General features: G+C 69.8%; 12 protein-coding genes. 4 read left to right on the forward strand and 8 right to left on the reverse strand.

The window, feature by feature from the left end; all coding sequences use genetic code 11:
• Position 1: 1 nt before the first annotated feature.
• Genes ABN611_RS38225 through ABN611_RS38245 form a run of 5 tightly spaced genes read right to left on the reverse strand, consistent with a single transcriptional unit; the run spans position 2 to position 5047 of the window.
• Positions 2-847, reverse strand: a complete 846-nt coding sequence (locus tag ABN611_RS38225) for an ABC transporter permease subunit (RefSeq protein WP_350277189.1) — start codon at positions 845-847, stop codon at positions 2-4.
• Positions 844-1722: a sugar ABC transporter permease gene (locus ABN611_RS38230; protein WP_350277190.1), complete on the reverse strand. Its 879-nt coding sequence runs from the start codon at positions 1720-1722 to the stop codon at positions 844-846. Before ABN611_RS38230 ends, ABN611_RS38225 begins: the two co-directional genes overlap by 4 nt.
• Positions 1719-2777, reverse strand: a complete 1059-nt coding sequence (locus tag ABN611_RS38235; protein ID WP_350277191.1) for an ABC transporter ATP-binding protein — start codon at positions 2775-2777, stop codon at positions 1719-1721. Before ABN611_RS38235 ends, ABN611_RS38230 begins: the two co-directional genes overlap by 4 nt.
• The gene (locus tag ABN611_RS38240; protein ID WP_350277192.1) at positions 2774-3991 is read right to left on the reverse strand and encodes an extracellular solute-binding protein; all 1218 of its coding nucleotides are present in this window, start codon (positions 3989-3991) and stop codon (positions 2774-2776) included. The genes ABN611_RS38235 and ABN611_RS38240 overlap by 4 nt, the downstream gene beginning before the upstream one ends.
• A 57-nt stretch (positions 3992-4048) precedes the next feature.
• On the reverse strand, positions 4049-5047 hold the full coding sequence (locus ABN611_RS38245) for a LacI family DNA-binding transcriptional regulator (protein ID WP_350277193.1): 999 nt from the start codon (positions 5045-5047) through the stop codon (positions 4049-4051).
• A 136-nt stretch (positions 5048-5183) separates the two neighbouring features.
• Here ABN611_RS38245 and uxaC point away from each other — a divergent pair, with 136 nt between their 5' ends.
• On the forward strand, positions 5184-6590 hold the full coding sequence (uxaC, locus tag ABN611_RS38250) for a glucuronate isomerase (protein ID WP_350277194.1): 1407 nt from the start codon (positions 5184-5186) through the stop codon (positions 6588-6590).
• A gap of 28 nt (positions 6591-6618) precedes the next feature.
• Here uxaC and ABN611_RS38255 read toward each other — a convergent pair whose 3' ends face one another.
• On the reverse strand, positions 6619-7803 hold the full coding sequence (locus tag ABN611_RS38255) for a hypothetical protein (protein WP_350277195.1): 1185 nt from the start codon (positions 7801-7803) through the stop codon (positions 6619-6621).
• A gap of 790 nt (positions 7804-8593) precedes the next feature.
• On the opposite strand from ABN611_RS38255, the gene ABN611_RS38260 reads away from it, so the two are divergent.
• A complete protein-coding gene (locus ABN611_RS38260) occupies positions 8594-9784 on the forward strand; it encodes a right-handed parallel beta-helix repeat-containing protein (protein WP_350281741.1) in 1191 nt (396 codons plus the stop codon).
• Here the strand turns inward: ABN611_RS38260 and ABN611_RS38265 are convergent.
• Positions 9687-11297, reverse strand: a complete 1611-nt coding sequence (locus tag ABN611_RS38265) for an O-antigen ligase family protein (RefSeq protein WP_350277196.1) — start codon at positions 11295-11297, stop codon at positions 9687-9689. The two genes, ABN611_RS38260 and ABN611_RS38265, sit on opposite strands and share 98 nt — an antisense overlap.
• 4 nt (positions 11298-11301) lie before the next feature.
• Complete coding sequence (locus ABN611_RS38270) at positions 11302-12906, reverse strand: Wzz/FepE/Etk N-terminal domain-containing protein (protein ID WP_350277197.1); 1605 nt, start codon at positions 12904-12906, stop codon at positions 11302-11304.
• Positions 12907-13068: 162 nt separating this feature from the next.
• On the opposite strand from ABN611_RS38270, the gene ABN611_RS38275 reads away from it, so the two are divergent.
• Together ABN611_RS38275 and ABN611_RS38280 are read left to right on the forward strand one after the other, a co-directional pair.
• Positions 13069-15288 (forward strand): LamG-like jellyroll fold domain-containing protein, encoded by a 2220-nt coding sequence (locus ABN611_RS38275; protein WP_350277198.1) that lies wholly within the window; start codon positions 13069-13071, stop codon positions 15286-15288.
• A 144-nt stretch (positions 15289-15432) separates the two neighbouring features.
• On the forward strand, positions 15433-16962 hold the full coding sequence (locus tag ABN611_RS38280; RefSeq protein WP_350277199.1) for a fibronectin type III domain-containing protein: 1530 nt from the start codon (positions 15433-15435) through the stop codon (positions 16960-16962).
• Positions 16963-16999: the final 37 nt, after the last annotated feature.

Consider the following 16999-nt stretch of genomic DNA (forward strand, 5'->3'; position numbering starts at 1 on the left):
TTCACTCTGAGGGTTCTTCCTTCACACGGGCCACGAGTTGCGTGGGGTTGACGAAGCGCAGCGCGACCACGAGCAGTACCAGCATCATCGCCGTGTAGATGACGGCCATCGCGTCGACCGACTGCTGGGCGCGGATGCCCGCCGCGGACATCGAGTAGTACAGCGCGACCACGAGCGTCTGCGAGTCCGGGCCGGCGGTGAGGAAGGTCAGCTCGAACATGCCGACCGTCCGCACCAGCACCAGGATCCCCGACGCGAGCAGACCGGGTACGAGCAGCGGCGCGAGGATCTTCAGGAACACCGACCGCGTGCCGGCGCCGAGCATCCGGGCCGCGTCCTCGATCCGCGGGTCGACCTGCTCGATGAACGGCGTCATCGTGAGGATCACGAACGGCACCGACGGCACCAGGTTCGCCAGCACGACACCGGACAGGTGGCCCGCGAAGCCGAACTTGTAGAGCACGGTCGCGAGCGGGATGCCGTACGTGATCGGCGGCATCAGGATCGGCAGCAGGAACGTCATGTAGACCAGCCGCTTGCCGGGGAAGTTCTTCCTGGCCAGCACGTACGCCGCCGGCGCGCCGATCAGCACCGACAGGACGACGACCAGCGCGGACACGAGCAGCGTGACGACGACGACGTGGAACAGCGTGAACTCCCGCCACGCGTCGCCGTACCACTGGGTCGTGAAGCCGCTCGGCAACCAGGTGTCGAACCACTTGGTGCCGAACGAGCTGACCAGTACCGAGAACACCACGCCGGCCAGGTTGACGAAGAAGAACACCACGACGGCCCAGATCACCCAGCCGAGCGGGGTGGCGCGTACCGACCGCACCTTCGAGCTCATCCCTTGCCTCCCGTCGATCCGGTGTAGAGCCGCGACCGCCACAGCAGCACGACCGCCACCACGACCAGTTCCACCGCGCCCATCACCATCGCGATCGCGGAGGCGTACGCGTAGTCGTACTGCTCGTACGCCGCCTGGTACGCGGCGAGCGAGATGACCCGGGTGGAGCCGGCCGGATTGCCGACAAGTACCGCGGACGGGAAGACCGAGAACGCGAGGACGAATGTCAACAAAAAGGTTGTCGCCAATCCGGGTGCCAACAATGGGAGCGTGATCCGCCGGAAGCGCTGCGCCCGGGAGGCGCCGAGCGTCGCCGCCGCCCGTTCCAGGGTCGGGTCGATGCCCGACAGGTACGACAGCACCAGCAGGAACGCGAACGGGAAGCCCGTGATGACGAGCGAGAAGAACACGCCCCAATAGTTGTTCGTGAGGCGGATCGGATTGTCGACAATCTGAAGGTTGAGCAGCAGGCGGTTGAACCAGCCTGTCGGGCCCAGGTAGTTGAGCAGCCCCTGCGCCGTGAGCACGGTCCCCAGCGTGATCGGTACGACGAGGATCGTGGTCAGCAGCCGCTTGCCGCGGAACCGGCCGCGGAGCCGGAACGCGATCGGTACGGCGGCCAGCACGTTCAGCAGCGCCGCGGGCAGCGCGATCTTCAGCGTGGTGGCGATCGTGTCGCGCTGGTACGCGTCACTGAAGAACTTGTCGTAGTTGGCCAGCAAACCGCCGCCGTCCATCGGCTGGAACGACAGGGTGAGGCCGTACAGGAACGGGTAGACGAACAGCAGCAGGACGAAGATCGTGGCCGGAAGCAACAACCACAACCGTCGGTCGACGCCGCGTTCGGCCAGCCGGTGCTGCCAGGTCGCGCTCATGACGGGTACACCAGGAGCCGTCCGGGCGCCACTGACAGGGCCACCTGCTCGCCCGGCTCGACCCGCTGCTCGGTGCGCAGGTGCAGCCGGACGTCGCCGTCGACGACCACCTCGACCGCACGCTCGCGGCCCTGGTACTCGACGACCTCGACGACGCCCTTCATCCCCTCGTCACCGATCCTGACGTCCTCCGGCCGCACGGCCGCGATCACATCGTCGCCTTGGGCAACGGCACCTTGCGCCGCGCCGCGGATCGCCGTACCGCCGAGGTCCAGCGTCACCTGGTCGCCGTTCAGCTGGGACGCCTTCAGGGGCAGCAGGTTGCGGTAGCCCATGAAGTCGGCGACGTGCCAGGTGGCGGGCTTGGTGTGCACCTGCTCGGGCGTGCCGATCTGCTGGACCCTGCCCTGCCGCATCACGACCAGGCGGTCGGCCATGCTGAGCGCCTCCTCCTGGTCGTGCGTGACGTACACGGTCGTCAGCCCGAGCGACTGGTGCAGGCGGCGGATCTCGGTCCGCATCTCCAGGCGGAGCTTGGCGTCCAGGTTGCTCAGCGGCTCGTCCATCAGCACCAGCGACGGTTCGAGCACGGTCGCGCGGGCGATCGCCACCCGTTGCTGCTGGCCGCCGGACAGCTGGCCGGGCAGCTTGCTCGCGTGCTCGGCCAGCTGCACCATCTCGATCGCCTCGGCGGTCCGGCGCTGCACGTCGGCTTTCGGCACGTTGCGCATCCGCAGCCCGAAGGCGATGTTGTCGCGAACCGTCAGATGCGGGAAGAGCGCGTAGTTCTGGAACACCATGCCGAAGCCGCGCTTCTCCGGCGGCAGCGTGTCGATCCGCCGGTCGTCCTGCCAGATCGAGCCCGCGGTCAGCGGCAGCAGGCCGGCCAGGCAGTTCAGCGCGGTCGACTTGCCGCAACCGGACGGGCCGAGCAGCGCGATGAACTCGCCCCGCTCGATCGTCAGGTCCAGGCCGGCCAGCGCGTCCGCCGTACCGAAGCGGCGGGTCACACCGTCGAGCCGGAGCTGCTGGAAGCTCGAGTTCGGCGAGGTCACGACTTCTTCACCTTGCTGCCGCCGACCTCGCGGTCCCACTTGTCGAAGGCGGCCACCAGCGCCTTCGCGTCCAGCGGCACCTCCGTAGGATTGTCGGCAATCAGTTTGTCGTACTCCGGACGCCCGTACTCCATGATCGCGTCCTTGCTCTCCTGCGGCGCCTGCGCCAGCTCGACGCCCTTGATCGCCGGCCCCGGGTAGAAGTAGCCCTTGTCGAACGCCTTCGCCTGCTGCTCCGGCGTCAGCATGAACTGCAGCAACTGCAGGATCGCCGCCTGCTTGTCGGTCGACACACCCTTCGGTACGACGGCGTAGTGCGCGTCGGTCACCCAGTGGAAGCCCTGGATCGGCGTGATCGCGGCCTCCTTCGGGACCGTGCCGAGCACCCGCGGGTTGATGTCCCAGCCCGTCGTACTCGCGATGATGTTGGCCGAACCGTTCGCGAGCGCCTTCATCGTGTCGGAGGTCCCGGACGGGTAGAAGTCGACGTACTGGTTGAGCTCCTTCAGGTACGCCCAGGTCTTGTCCCAGCCGTTCACCGGGTCCTTCGGGTCCTTGTCGCCGAGGATGTACGGCAGGCCCATCAGGAACGTGCGCCCGGGCCCGGAGTTCGCGGGCCGCGCGTACATCACCTTGCCCTTGTTCGCCTTCGCGTAGGCGAGCAGGTCCGCCGCGGTCTTCGGCGGCGCCGGGACCTTCGACGGCATGTACTCGAGCAGCGGGCCGGACGGGTAGTAGGTGACCGTCACACCTTCCTTGCCGCCGAGCTCCTGCATCTTCTGCGCGGGCGGCAGGTAGTCCTTCATCCCGGGCAGGCGGTCGGAGTACTTCGTCAGTAGGTCGAGCCAGAGGCCCTGCTCGCGGCCGGCGGCGAGACCGTCGGTCCCGGTGAGTACCAGGTCGATGTCGACCCGGTTCGCGTTCTGCTGGGCCTTGATCTTGCCGGCCAGCTCGGGCGCCGGGCCCTTCGAGTACGTGACCTTCGAGACCACGTCCGGGTGCTGCTTGACGAAGTCGTCGATCATCGGCTGGGTGAGCTGCAGGTTGCCGGCCACGTCGAGGATGTTCAGGCTCACCGCCTTGGCCGGCTTGTCCGGTACGTCGCCACCGGTGTCGGCGGCCGGTTTGCTCGGCGTCGGGGCGCCGCACGCGGCCATGAGGGCCAGCACGGCAGCGGCCACCGGGGCCGCGATCAACTTCCGCTGCAGTTGCATCGGGTGTCTCCTCGGATCAGGGCGGGCCCGGCACGACGCGAACGCCGGCCGGGGTGATCAATTCTGTGGTGCTGGTCCGGACGAATCCCGGACGATCAGTTCCCCGTGCAGTGCTCCTTGGACGCCGGCCGGCGCCGCGTCCGGGTCGTCGAGCAGGGCCAGCAGCAGCTCGACGGCGAGCCGGCCGGTCTCCTGTTTCGGCAGCCGGACCGTCGTCAGCGCCGGCCGGGCCATCCTGGACATCGCGATGTCGTCCACGCCGACCACGCTCAGGTCGCCAGGGACCGAGATCCCACGACTGTGCAGCCGGGCCAGCAGCCCGATCGCGACCAGGTCGTTGTACGCCACCACGGCGGTCGCACCGGTCGCGACGACCTGGTCGGCCGCGGCCATACCGCCCTCGTACGTCGGCGCGAAGTTGCCGACCGGCGCCAGCTCGGCGTGCAGTACCTCGACGGCGTTGCGCAGGCCGAGCCCGCGGTGCCGGGTCGACCAGGAGGTGGCAGGACCGCCGACCCAGGCGATCCGGCGGTGGCCGAGGGCAACGAGATGCGCGACGGCCTGACGCATCCCGTCCTCGTTGTCGTACGTGATGCCGGGCAGGCCCGGGACAGTGCGGTTGACGAGGACCACGGTGGTGTCCTGCGCGATCGCCTGCAGCTCCTCGTCGCTCGCCCGCGGCGAGCAGAGCACGATGCCGTCGACCTGCTTGGACAAGGTGCGCACCAGCCCGCCCTCGGCCGCCGGGTCCTCGTCGGTGTCCGCGACGAAGACGGCGACGTCGTGCCGGCGGGCACGCGCCTGGACACCCTTCGCGAGGCTGGCGAAGAACGGGTTGGCCAGATCCGGCACGACCAGGCCGATCGTGCCGGTGCGTCCGGTGATCAGTCCGCGGGCGGCCCGGTTCGGCTCGTACCCGAGCTGCTCGACGGCCGCCGCCACCCGGGCGCGGGTCGCCGCGTTGACCATCCCCGGCACCGAGAGCGCCCGGGACACCGTCGACGGCGACACACCGGCCAGCCGCGCCACATCCCGGATCGTCGCCGCCACAGTCATCTCCTCAAGGTCGGGGTTGAGTCTGCAATCGGTTGCAGTTTGTGTCAAGCGGTCGGCTGATGGAACGCGTCTTGTGCTGACAAGGTGGGACTGCAATCCTTTGCAGAACACGTTTCAGCCCAGCATCGGAGGACCCATGCCGAAGGCCCTGCAGCCTCATCCGGACCGAGCCCTGCCGGCCGGACCCGCGCGCGACGTCGCGCGCCGGATCCACGCCTCGACGAAGGACCTGCCGCTGCTGTGCCTGCACGGACACGTCGACATCAGCCTGTTCGCCACCGACGCGCCGTTCGGCGACCCGGCCGAGCTGCTGGTCGTCCCGGACCACTACGTGACCCGGATGCTGATCTCCCAGGGCGTCGCCCCCGACAAGCTCGGGATCCCCCGCCGGGACGGCAAGCAGACAGCCGAGCCGCGCGAGATCTGGCGGGAGTTCTGCGCCAACTGGCACCTGTTCCTCGGTACGCCGAGCCGGTACTGGCTGGAGCACGAGTTCGCCGAGGTGCTCGGCCTGACCGTGCAGCCGTCCGCCGAGACCGCCGACGAGCTCTACGACCAGATCGCCGCGCGGATCGCGGAGCCCGAGTTCCGCCCGCGTGCGCTGCTCGACCGCTTCAACATCGAGCTGATCTCCACCACCGACGCCGCCACCGACGACCTCGCCCAGCACGCGAAGGTCGCGGCGGACCTCCCCGGCCGCGTGGTCCCGACGTTCCGCCCGGACGCCGTGGCCCACGTCGACCGCGACGGCTGGCCCGCACTGATCGCGCAGCTCGGCGCGCTGGCCGACGTCGACACCTCGACGTACGACGGGTTCCTGCAGGCGCTGCGGCAGCGGCGGCAGGCGTTCGTCGCGGCGGGCGCGCGCGCCACCGACCACGGTCACCTGAGCGCGGCCGCCGTACCGCTGACCGACGCTGAGGCCGCGCGGATCTACGCCGGCGCGTTGAAGGGCGACGTGACCGCCGCGGACGCCGCCGCGTTCGCGGGCCACATGCTGTACCAGTCCGCGGTGATGTCGGCCGAGGACGGACTCGTCATGCAGCTGCACCCCGGCGTACTGCGCGACCACGACCCCGCGATCTTCGCGACGTACGGGCCGGACAAGGGGCACGACATCCCGGTGGCGGCCGAGTTCACGCGCTCGCTGCAGCCGCTGCTCGAGCGGTTCGGGCACGCGGACGGCTTCCGGCTCGTGCTGTTCACCGTCGACGAGACCGTGTACTCACGGGAGCTGGCGCCGCTGGCCGGCGTCTATCCCGCCGTACGGCTCGGTGCGCCGTGGTGGTTTCTGGACAGCCCTGACGGGATGCGGCGGTTCCGCGAGCTCGTCACGGAGACCGCGGGGTTCTACAACACGAGCGGTTTCGTCGACGACACCCGCGCGTACCTGTCGATCCCGGCACGGCACGACCTCGCCCGCCGGATCGACGCCGGCTACCTGGCCAACCTCGTCGTACAACACCGCATCGACGAGGACGACGCCCTCCAGGTCGCGAAGGCGCTGGCCTACGACCTCGCCCGCGACACGTACCTGAGCTGACCGCAGCCGGCCAGGCCTGTCCGGCCGGTCAGCGGCCGCGGATGTCCGGGCCCTGCTTGCCGGTGGTGTGAGCAGGGCGGCCGTCGCCGTCCGTCCGGGCGGTGTCGGCCAAACCGGGCGCGGACGTGTGGCGTTCGGCGGGCGCGGCCGACCTGGCGAGCGCGTCGAGCGTGCTGAAGTGCGCGTCGACCTCGTTCACGATCTGCGCGATCCGGTCCGGACCTCCGGCCTTCTCGGTCAGATGCTCGAAGGTGCGGACGATGTCCTCGGGCGCCGACCGGTACGGCGTACCGGCGCCCTGATAGAAGCCGTACCGGCCGATCATCGAGCCGGCCAGGTCCGACAGGCCGACGCTGGATCCGGTGCGTTTGCTGGTGAGCACGTAGTCGCTGCTCCCGGCGCCCCCGTCCCCGAACGGCGACACCTGCACCCCCATCGAGCCCCGAGACTCGAGCTTGTAGCGGTGCTCCCCCGGCCCCACGTAGTCCCTGACACCGAACCGGGCGGACGCCGTCGTCGCCATCCGTACCGCCTCGCCGACCTCGGCGTGCGTGAGCCCGAGCCGGCGCACCACCTCGTTGTCGCGGGCCATGGTCCCGAGCAGACTGTCCTTCGGGCCCAGGAATCCCGCCTCCGAACGCTGGAAGTCGCGAGGCTCCGACGGATGATCGAAGTCGAACGGGCGCATCCAGGCCTCGAGCTCCCGCACGGGCCGCCCGTTGAGCTCGGTCAGGCCGAGGATCAGCTCGGTGGAGTTCTCGCCTCCGATCGCGAACCCACTCGGGTCCACGGATCGCGTCTCGGCCGGCAGCTGCAACTCGTCGCGGGTCGCCGCGCGGGTCATCTCGACGTCCAGCGGGTACGGGTTGGGCTGCACCAGCCGGTACGACATCCACTCACCGCTCAGGCGCAGCGCGTCCTCGGGCTCGCCCCGGTAGTCGGTCCCACGGATCACGCCGCGCACTTGCGAGGATCGCAGTACGTCGTCCAACGCCGGGTGCCGGTGCTGGGTGTGGAAGCTCAGCCGCCCGTCGTGGAGTACGGCGGTGATCGGTTCGCCGTACCCGTCGTGCCGCCAGATCCCCGCGGACACCGGCGCGAACCCCGCGTCCTCCACCAGCCGATCCGGCGCCCGCCGGCTCCCGGCCTGCAGCTTCTCCTTCACCGGATCGTCGCTGAAGAGCCCGCCACTACTCCCCGCACTCCAATGCATGTCATAGGCATCGGACCCCGCACGCGCTACGCGGTACGCCAACATCGGCCCCCGCCGCCCAGCCTCCACGACCACCGCCGCCAACTCCCCAGCCGGCTCACTCACCCGCGCCACATGCAACCGCAGCCCGTCACCGCCGCTCTCAATCAAGAACCCCGCCCCAAGAGCCAGCCCAGCCCCAACCAACTCAACCCCGGGAACCCCACTCGGCTCCGGCACAACCCCAGCCACCGACCGAGACCGCCCCGACCGCAGGAACCTAGGCATCCAAACCATGACCCGAAAACCTAGCGCACAACACGACCACCCGCCCGAGCACAACGTCCGGAGCACGACGGCAGGCCTGGTGGGGTGGGCGGGTGGGTGACGGGGGCGGGGCGTGGGCGGTGGTGGGACCTTGGGCGGGTAGGGTCCGGGGTCTGGTTGGGTGGGGGTGGGTGGAAGGGATGAGATGAGGCGTGGGGCTGTCGTGGCTGCTGGGGCTGCGGTGCTGTTGGTGGCGGGGTGTTCGGACTCGGGAGGGGCTTCCGGGTCGGGCACGGCTGCTCCGGCTGTGACGGTGACTGTGCCTACGGCTCCTCCGGCTGCGGCTGGTGTGGTGCTTGGGGAGACCGGGCCTCGTACGGCGAAACCGTGCAACGGTACGGTTATCGCCGTCGGAGCGGATCCGCAGGCAGTGATCGACGCCGCACCCATACCGAGCACGTTCTGCTTCGCGAAGGGCGTGCACCGGATCTCGCGAGCCATCAAGCCTCGGACTGGAGACACCCTCGGCGGCCAGCCGGGGGCGGTGTTGAGCGGAGCTGTGCGGCTGACCGGTTGGCGGCGTACCGGCGGCGGCTGGGTGGTGGAAGGCGTCCTCCCGGAGGACTACCCGCTCAAGGGGCAGTGCGAGGACAACAAGACCAAGCCCTGTCAACGAGGCGAACAGCTGTTTGCCGACGGCAAGCACCTGACCCGCGTGATGAGCCTGGCCGAGCTGAAACCCGGCACCTTCTACGGCGACTACCGGACCAACACCGTGTACGTCGGCGACGACCCGACCGGCCACGTGATCGAGATGTCCCGCACGCAGACCGCGATCGACAAGTCGGCGGAAAACGTCACCGTGACCGGCCTGACGGTCGAGCGTTTCGCCAGCCGCCCGCAGGCCGGCGCGCTGCAGGTCGGCCCCGGCTGGAAGGTGACCGCCAACGAGGTCCGCTGGAACCACGCCGTCGGGATCATGGTGATCGAGGGAGACCGCGCCCAGCTCAGCCGCAACACGGTCACCGACAACGGCCAGCTCGGCATCGGCCAGTACAAGTCGGCCGGCGTCCGGATCACCGCGAACCTGGTCACCCGCAACAACACCGACGGCTTCTGGATCGCGGACTGGGAGTCCGGCGGCATCAAGTCCACCCGGTCCTCGGGCGAGGTCAGCGGCAACGACATCGTCGCGAACCGGGGCATCGGGATGTGGAGCGACATCGCGGAGTACGACCGCCGGATCACCGGCAACCGGATCCGCGACAACGCCGCCGACGGCATCCGGTACGAGATCAGTTACGCCGGGGTGATCGACCAGAACGTCGTCGAGCGCAACGGGTTCGGCACTGGCCGCGGTTCGGGCGGCTCGCTGTGGGACGGCGGCGGCATCAACGTCAACACGTCGACCGACGTACAGGTCCGCGGGAACCTGATCAAGGACAACCGCAACGCCCTCTCGATCCAGTCCCGCACCCGCGGCGACGGCCCGCGCGGCACGTACGTCCTGCGCAACGTCCTCGTCGAGGGCAACCTCGTCGTGATGACCGACGCCTCCTCAACGCTTGGCGTCGTAGAGAACAAGCGCTCCCCCGCGCAACCCGGCGCAATCACCTTCCGCCGCAACAGCTACCAGGTCACCGGCAGCCAGGACCGCTTCGCGTACGGCGGCAAGTCCCTGACCTGGCCCGAATGGCAACAAAAGGGCTTCGACCAGGACTCAGTGACCAGCTAGAAGACCAGCCCCACGAGACAGCCACGCGCACTCCCCCCGCTCCCATTCCCGAGAACCTCGGCGCTCCGAGTACGTCGAGTCGTGGATTCTGGTGGCGCGGGGACAGCCATGTTCCACGACTGGGCGAACCGAGCCGGAACCATTGTGCACGACTCGGCGGCCGGTCGGCTGCGGCCGATCGCCCGGGCCAGCCACGCCTCCTTCTTATGTCCCTCTTCTGATCGGCCGTCTCGTTCGTTCGTTCGTTCGTTCGCTGGCGCAGGCGGTCGGCGTCGCAGATTGCGGCGGCTACCAGGAGGTGGACTGTCATTGAGGACAGGTCGGAGAGGCCGCTTTCGTTCAGGGAGGCGGCTGTTACGTAGCCCAGGAGTAGGGCGCCGCAGGCGCGGATGTAGGGGGTGGGGGCGCGGAGTACCGATACCCACGCGATGATCACCGCGACGCCGACGATCGTGACGGCCAGCAGGCCGGTTTCCCAGTAGAGGCCTAGCCAGCTGTTGTCGATTGCCATCACGTCGATGTCGCCTTCGCCGCGGCGGAGCAGGACCCGCTTGTTGCCGAGGCCGTGGCCGATGATCGCGGTCTGGAGGGACACCTTCTCGTCGAGCACGGCCTGCCAGCTCGTCGTACGGCCACTCAGCGAGGTGATCTGCTGCGTTCCCTGGCCGCGCAGCAACCAGGTGTGCAGCGAACCGATCGTCAGGAACGCCAGCCCGATCAGCCCCGGCACCGCGAAACTCAGGATCCGGCCCGTCCACGTCTTGCGGGTGATGATCAGCGCCACCACCAGCCCGAACGCGAGCGCCGCCGCGGAGGTACGCGTCCGGCTCGCCGCGATCAGCACGCCGCCCAGCCCGATCAGCGTCACCGCCGGCAGCGTGGCGATCTTCCGGCAGACCAGGCCGATCAGCGCGAGCCCGAGCAGGATCGCGCCGACCTCGCCGACGCGCGGTGGCAGCATCGGGATGATGACGCCCTGCAGCCGGTACCCGGCGCCGAGCGTGCGCAGCGGCCGCCACGCCTCCGACGGCGCGTAGGCCAGACTCAGTACGACGGTTGCTGCCAGCAACAGATGCGCCCAGAGGTGCGCGCGGACCAGCCGCTCCGGCACCTGCACCAGCGGCCGCCAGAGCAGGAAGATCAGCAGCAGCCCGATCAGGAACCGCGCCAGCCGGGTCAGCGGCCCCATCGGTTCGGCGAGCAGGAACGCGGTCGCGCAGGCGAACAGCACGTACATGACGTAGAGCCAGCTGGCCGGATTCACCCGGGTCCGGAACCCGGGCTTCGTCGCCGCCAGCGCCACCAGGAACACCGCGCCGAGCAGCAGCCCTTTCGCGATGCTGTTCGTGGATCCCGTCGTACCCTGCGGTGCCGCCACCCGCGACGACCACGGCTGGACGCCCAGCACGAACAGGCACCAGAGCAGCAGCCAGAACCACGCCGGCCGCTCGCTCTCGCCCTCGACCGTCCCCGGCACCGCCGGGGCCAAGCGGGTCGCCGACCTCGCGGGCACGACGTCAGTCCAGCGGCTTGTAGTTCAGCGGGATGCCGAGCGTCTCGTCCTGTGTCGCGGCGCCGATCAGTACGACGCCCAGCACCGGAGCGCCCGCGAACTGCAACGCGCCGGTCAGCCGCGCCACGTCCATCTCCTTGTCGAGACCGACCTGGACGACCAGCACCGACGCGTCGACGGCGGCGGCGAGCGGCGTGATGCCGTGCCGGCCGACGGAGGCCGGGCCGTGGATGACGACGGAGTACCCCGGCGGCAGGTCCGCGACGATGCCCGGCACCAGCGAGGGGCCGACCGCTTCGGCGGTCTCCTCGTGGTTCAGGCCGGGCGGCAGCACGTACAGGTCCGCGACGGTCCCCGGCCGGAACAGCTTCCGGGCCCGGATCGCCCGCGTCGCGGCCGGCTCGTTCACCAGGTCGGTCAGTCCTTCGTGGCCGGTGAGGTGCGGGAGGACCGGCGGACCCTCGATGTCCGCCAGCACCAGCAGGGTCTCGCGGCCGTCGCGGGCGTTCGCCTCGGCCATCGCCAGCGCGATGCCCGCGGAGTTCGGGGTCGGCGACGCCGACACCACCAGCAGCGCGCCCGGGCCGCCGCCGGCGATGGCGCGCGGGTTCAGCTCGCGCCGGGCCAGCGCGCCGCTGGCCTCCGCGCCGAGCGCGGTGATCTCGTACTGCGGGAGCTCCGGGGCCGACCGCTGCCAGATCCGCCGGCGATGCCCCTCGGACGCCGCGATCACCGGCGCCGTCGCGGCCCGCGCCGCCTGGTCGCGGGTCAGGATGTACGGCGTCAGGTGCGACCGCAGCAGCGCGAGCCCGAACCCGAGGACGAGGCCGAGGATCCCGCCGACGAGGATGTCACGGGCAACCATCGGCGACGAGGTGGCCGTGTCGGTCGTCGCCGGCGTGACGAGCTGGCTGCCCGAGCCGACGGTCGACAGTGCCTTGAGCATCGCGGCCGCGTCGTCTGCGGCCTGCCGCGCCTCGGTCGCCAGGCCGACGCGCTGGTCACGCAGCGCGGCCGCGGTCTGGTTGTCGCCGCGGCCGACGGCCTCGTCGATCTGGCTGACCAGGCTGCGGGACTGCTGGGTGGCCGTCTTCGAGCGGGCCTGCGCCTGCTCAGCGAGGTTGGTGAGCAGCGCCTTGGCCTCGTCGTTGCGCTGCTTGAGGTAGATCGCGGCGATCGCGTTCGCCCGGTCGACCGCCTTCTGCGCGGTCGGGCCGTCGGTGGTGACCAGGTACGCGTTGTCGGTGACCGCCTTCACCCGGGTCACGGACGCCAGCTCCTGGACGGTCTTGGCGTCGTTCGGCCCGCCGAGCTGCTTCACCACGGCGGCCAGCAGCGTCGGGCTGGCCATCACCCGGGCCTGGGTCTCGGCGGGCAGGTCCATGCCGAGCGGACCGGTCTTGTCCGCGCCGTCGGACAGCTTCCCGACCAGGGCCGGCGGGACCGCGGGACCGATCACCAGCTGGCTCGAGGCGGTCCAGCGCTCGGTCTGGGAGAGCGCGAACACGGAGGCGCCGAGCACACCGAGCAGGATGCAGCCGATGATCAGCCACTTCTGGCGCAGCAGTGACTGAGCGGTCTCCCGCCAGACCACGGTGCCCGGTTCCATCCACAACCTCATAACTCGTCGGCGCCAGCGACCCAGGATATCCACAGGCCAGGACCGGCCGCGCGCAGGATCTCGCGCGGTGCCCTACTCTCTTCTCGGGGGAATCAGTGAGGCCGTACGGCGCCGCCCGCGCCGATCATGTCCAAGGGGGGACATCGCTCCATGACGAGAAGACGTCTGTTCACGCGGCTGGGGGTCGTAGGGACAGTCCTGGCGGTCGCCGGGACGCTGCTGATCGCGCCGCCCGCGCAAGGCATCGAGGCGTCCCTGTCCGCGGTCACCAGCTCGACCTGGCAGACCAACGCCAGCGTGCAGGGCATCGCGGTCGCGGCCGGCAAGGCGTACGCCGGCGGCCGGTTCACCACCGTCCGCCCGCCGGGCGCGGCGCCCGGGACCAGTGAGGTCGGCCAGGCGTACCTGGCCGCCTTCGACGCGAGCACCGGCGCCCTGATCAGCACCTTCAACCCGGTGCTGAACGGTCAGGTCTACGCGGTGGCCGCCTCCGCGGACGGTTCGCGGATCTTCGTCGGCGGTGACTTCACGACGGTCAACGGCCAGACGCGCAACCGGATCGCCGCCTTCGACACCGCCACCGGCGCCCTGGTGACGAACTGGAAGCCGTCGGTCTCCTACCGCGTCAAGACGATCGCCGTGTCCGGTACGACGGTGTACTTCGGCGGCTCGTTCGGCCTGGTGAACGGTGAGGAGCGCCTGCGACTGGCAGCCGTCACCGCCGACACCGGCGCGCTGTTGCCCTGGGCCCCCGCGGTCAACGGCGATGTCTACGCGGTGGACGCCGCTGACGACGCCTCGAAGGTGTACGCCGGCGGCCAGTTCAGCACCGTCAACGGCACCTCGCAGAACACCGTGACGAGCCTCGACCCGGTGACGGGCGCAGTACTGCCCTTCCCCGGCGCGTCCGCGGTACCGCCGCCGAACGGGTCCTGCACGACGCGGGTGAAGGCGATCGACACGAGCGGCGACACCGTGTACTTCGGCAACGGCGGTGACGGCGGCGGCTGCTTCGACGGGACGTGGGCGGCCGACATCGCGACCAACACGCTGAAGTGGAAAAACCAGTGCCTGGGCGCGACCGAGGCGGTCAAGGTCGTCAACGGCTGGCTGTACAAGGGTTCGCACGCGCACGACTGCGCCAACCAGGGCGCGGGCGGCTTCCCGCAGGGCTTCGGGTACCGGTTCCTGCTGACCGAGAAGCTCACCGACGGCACCCTCGGCCCGTGGTACCCGAACACCGACGCCGACCCGAACAGCGCGACCAACGTCGGCCCGCTGGCGTTCGGCACCGGCGGCGACGATCTGTGGGTCGGCGGCGACTTCCTGAACGTGAACGGCACCGGACAGCAGGGCCTGACCCGTTTCACCAACGCGGCTCCGGGTGCGGCCCCCGCCAAGCCGGCCAAGCTGCAGCCGTTCAGCGTCCAGCCGGGCGTCGTACAGATCCACTTCCCCACGGTCGTGGACAACGACGACAGCACGCTCACGTACCGGCTGCTCAAGGGCTTCAGCAACACCACCATCGCGACCTGGACGACGAAGTCGACGCCGTGGGACCGCCCCTGGCTGCACTACACCGACACCGCGGTGACGCCCGGCGAGGTGACGAACTACCGCGTCGAGGTCACCGACGGCAGTACGACGATCCGCGGCAACTACTCCGACCCGGTGACGGTCGCCTCGACGGCGTCGACGGCGTACGACCAGATCGTCGGCGCCGACGGGCCGCAGGCGTACTGGCGGCTCGGTGAACCCGCCGGCGCGACGACCGCGGTGGACGCCTCCGGGCAGAGCAACAACGGCACCTACACCGGTGTCACGCTCGGCGGCGCCGGCGCGATCGCCGGGAACACCGCGATGACGACCAGCTCGAGCAGCGGCCGGATGGTCGGCCAGAAGGCGTCCAGCTTCCCGCAGCAGTTCACGGTCGAGGCCTGGGTGAAGCAGAGCGGTCTGCTGCGCGGCGGGCGGATCATCGGGTTCGGCAACTCGCGGACCGGGAACAGTGGCGGTGGCGGCGACCGGATGCTGTACATGCGGACGAACGGCTCGATCGTGTTCGGCGTCAACGACGGCGCGCAGCGCACGCTCACCAGCACCTACGGCAAGAACGACGGGCAGTGGCACCACGTCGTCGGCACGTACGACAACGGCGCGATGAAGCTGTACGTCGACGGCGTCCTCAGCGGCAGCGCGCAGATCGGCGCCGCCTCGCTGTACTACGGCTGGTGGCGCGTCGGGTACGACCTGACGAACTCGTGGCCCGGCGGCGGTGCGACCCAGACCGGAATGGGCATCGACGAGGCGGCCGTCTACCCGTACGCACTGACGCCGGCGCAGGTCCAGTCTCACTATGCGGCCCGCTAGCTGAGTCGTCAGAGGACTTGCGGCACAAACTCATAACGCGGTCCGGAGGCCCGCTTCCAGTGGGCCTCCGGCAGCGCTAGTGTCCTTCGCTGGTGCGTGATGAGGCACGCACTGACTGACCCCCGCCCAGTCGAAGGACATCAAGTGAAGAAGTTTGTGCTGGCCGTCGTCACCGCAGCGGCCGTGATCGCCGCTGCGTTGATTCCCTCCGGACCGCCGGTGGAGGCGGCGGCTCCGGGCTTCGCTTCGGCGGTGTCGGCGATCAAGCAACCTTCCTGGCAGACCAACAACAGCGTGAACGCGCTGGCGATCGCCGGGAACACCGTGTACGCCGGCGGCCTGTTCACCCGGCTCCGGCAGCCCGGGAAGGCGTCCGGCCAGGCGCCCGAGGCGGTCCGCACGTACGTCGCCGCGTTCGACCGCACCACCGGGAAGCCGACGGCGTTCGCGCCGACGCTGAACGGTCCCGTGTACGCGATCGCCACCAGCCCGGACGGCAAGTGGGTGGTGATCGGCGGCGACTTCACGATGGTCAACGGCGTGCGGCGCAGCAAGATCGCGATGTTCTCGGTCGCCACCGGCAAGCTGGTCGCCGCCTGGGACCCGGTCGTGGCGGCCCGGGTGAAGGCGCTGGCGATCTACGGCAACAGCGTGTTCATCGGCGGCGCCTTCCGCGCGATCGACGGGGCGACGCGCAACCGGCTGGGCGCGGTCCGGCTGATCCAGGGCGACCTGCTGCCGTGGAACCCGAACGCCAACAACGACGTGTACGCGATCGACGTGGCCGACAACGGCACCCGGGTGTTCGTCGGCGGCCCGTTCAGCACGATCAACGGCAAGGACCACTACTCGCTCGCGATGACCAACAACACGACCGGTGCGGCGTACGCGTTCCCGGCCGCCGCGGCGATCCCGAAGCCGACCGCGACGTGCACGACCCGGGTGAAGGACATCGACACCCTCGGCGACAAGGTGTTCGTCTCGAACGGCGGCGACGGCAGCGGCTGCTACGACGGCGTCCTCGCGGCCCAGGTCAGCACCGGCCAGCTGCTGTGGAAGAACAACTGCCTGGGCGCGACCGAGGCGATCAAGGCGATCGGCAACTGGGTCTACAAGGGCTCGCACGCGCACAACTGCAGCTCGTCGCCGAACGGCTTCCCGGACGGCACCGGCACCCACTACCTGCTGGTCGAGAGCGCGATCAACGGCAACCTCGGGCCGTGGTTCCCGAACACCGACGCGAACCCGAAGAGCACCACGAAGGTCGGCCCGCTGGCGATGGCCGGCACCGACACCGACCTGTGGGTCGGCGGCGACTTCCTGCACGTGAACGGCACCATTCAGGTCGGCATCACCAGATTCACGAACGCAGTAGGCGGCGCGGCCCCACTCCGGCCACGCACCCCGACCCTGACCGCGACGTCGTCCGGCCGGGTCTACGTCAGCTACGCCGACTCGTACGACCTCGACAACCTCACCCTCACGTACAACGTTTACCGCGGCTCCCTGAACGTCGGCTCGAACCGCTACACGTCCTACTACTGGCAACCCCGCAAGACCTACCAGGTCGTGGATCGCGGCCTGAAGCGCGGCTCCACCTACACCTACACCGTAGAAGTCCACGACGGCCGCAACATCCAGCGAGGCCCGTCCGCGAGCGTGAAGATCCCGTAACGCCCTCTTCCCGATCGAAACCCTCAGTCGTAGCTTG

The organism is Kribbella sp. HUAS MG21, assembly GCF_040254265.1.
Classification (GTDB): Bacteria; Actinomycetota; Actinomycetes; order Propionibacteriales; family Kribbellaceae; genus Kribbella.

Excerpts from the sequence above, each read along its gene's own strand:
- ABN611_RS38240 (WP_350277192.1), bottom strand. The coding sequence starts at position 3,991 with ATGCAACTGCAGCGGAAGTTGATCGCGGCCCCGGTGGCCGCTGCCGTG.
- ABN611_RS38230 (WP_350277190.1), bottom strand. The coding sequence starts at position 1,722 with ATGAGCGCGACCTGGCAGCACCGGCTGGCCGAACGCGGCGTCGACCGA.
- ABN611_RS38225 (WP_350277189.1), bottom strand. The coding sequence starts at position 847 with ATGAGCTCGAAGGTGCGGTCGGTACGCGCCACCCCGCTCGGCTGGGTG.
- ABN611_RS38275 (WP_350277198.1), top strand. The coding sequence starts at position 13,069 with ATGACGAGAAGACGTCTGTTCACGCGGCTGGGGGTCGTAGGGACAGTC.
- uxaC (WP_350277194.1), top strand. The coding sequence starts at position 5,184 with ATGCCGAAGGCCCTGCAGCCTCATCCGGACCGAGCCCTGCCGGCCGGA.
- ABN611_RS38270 (WP_350277197.1), bottom strand. The coding sequence starts at position 12,906 with ATGGAACCGGGCACCGTGGTCTGGCGGGAGACCGCTCAGTCACTGCTG.
- ABN611_RS38245 (WP_350277193.1), bottom strand. The coding sequence starts at position 5,047 with ATGACTGTGGCGGCGACGATCCGGGATGTGGCGCGGCTGGCCGGTGTG.
- ABN611_RS38255 (WP_350277195.1), bottom strand. The coding sequence starts at position 7,803 with ATGCATTGGAGTGCGGGGAGTAGTGGCGGGCTCTTCAGCGACGATCCG.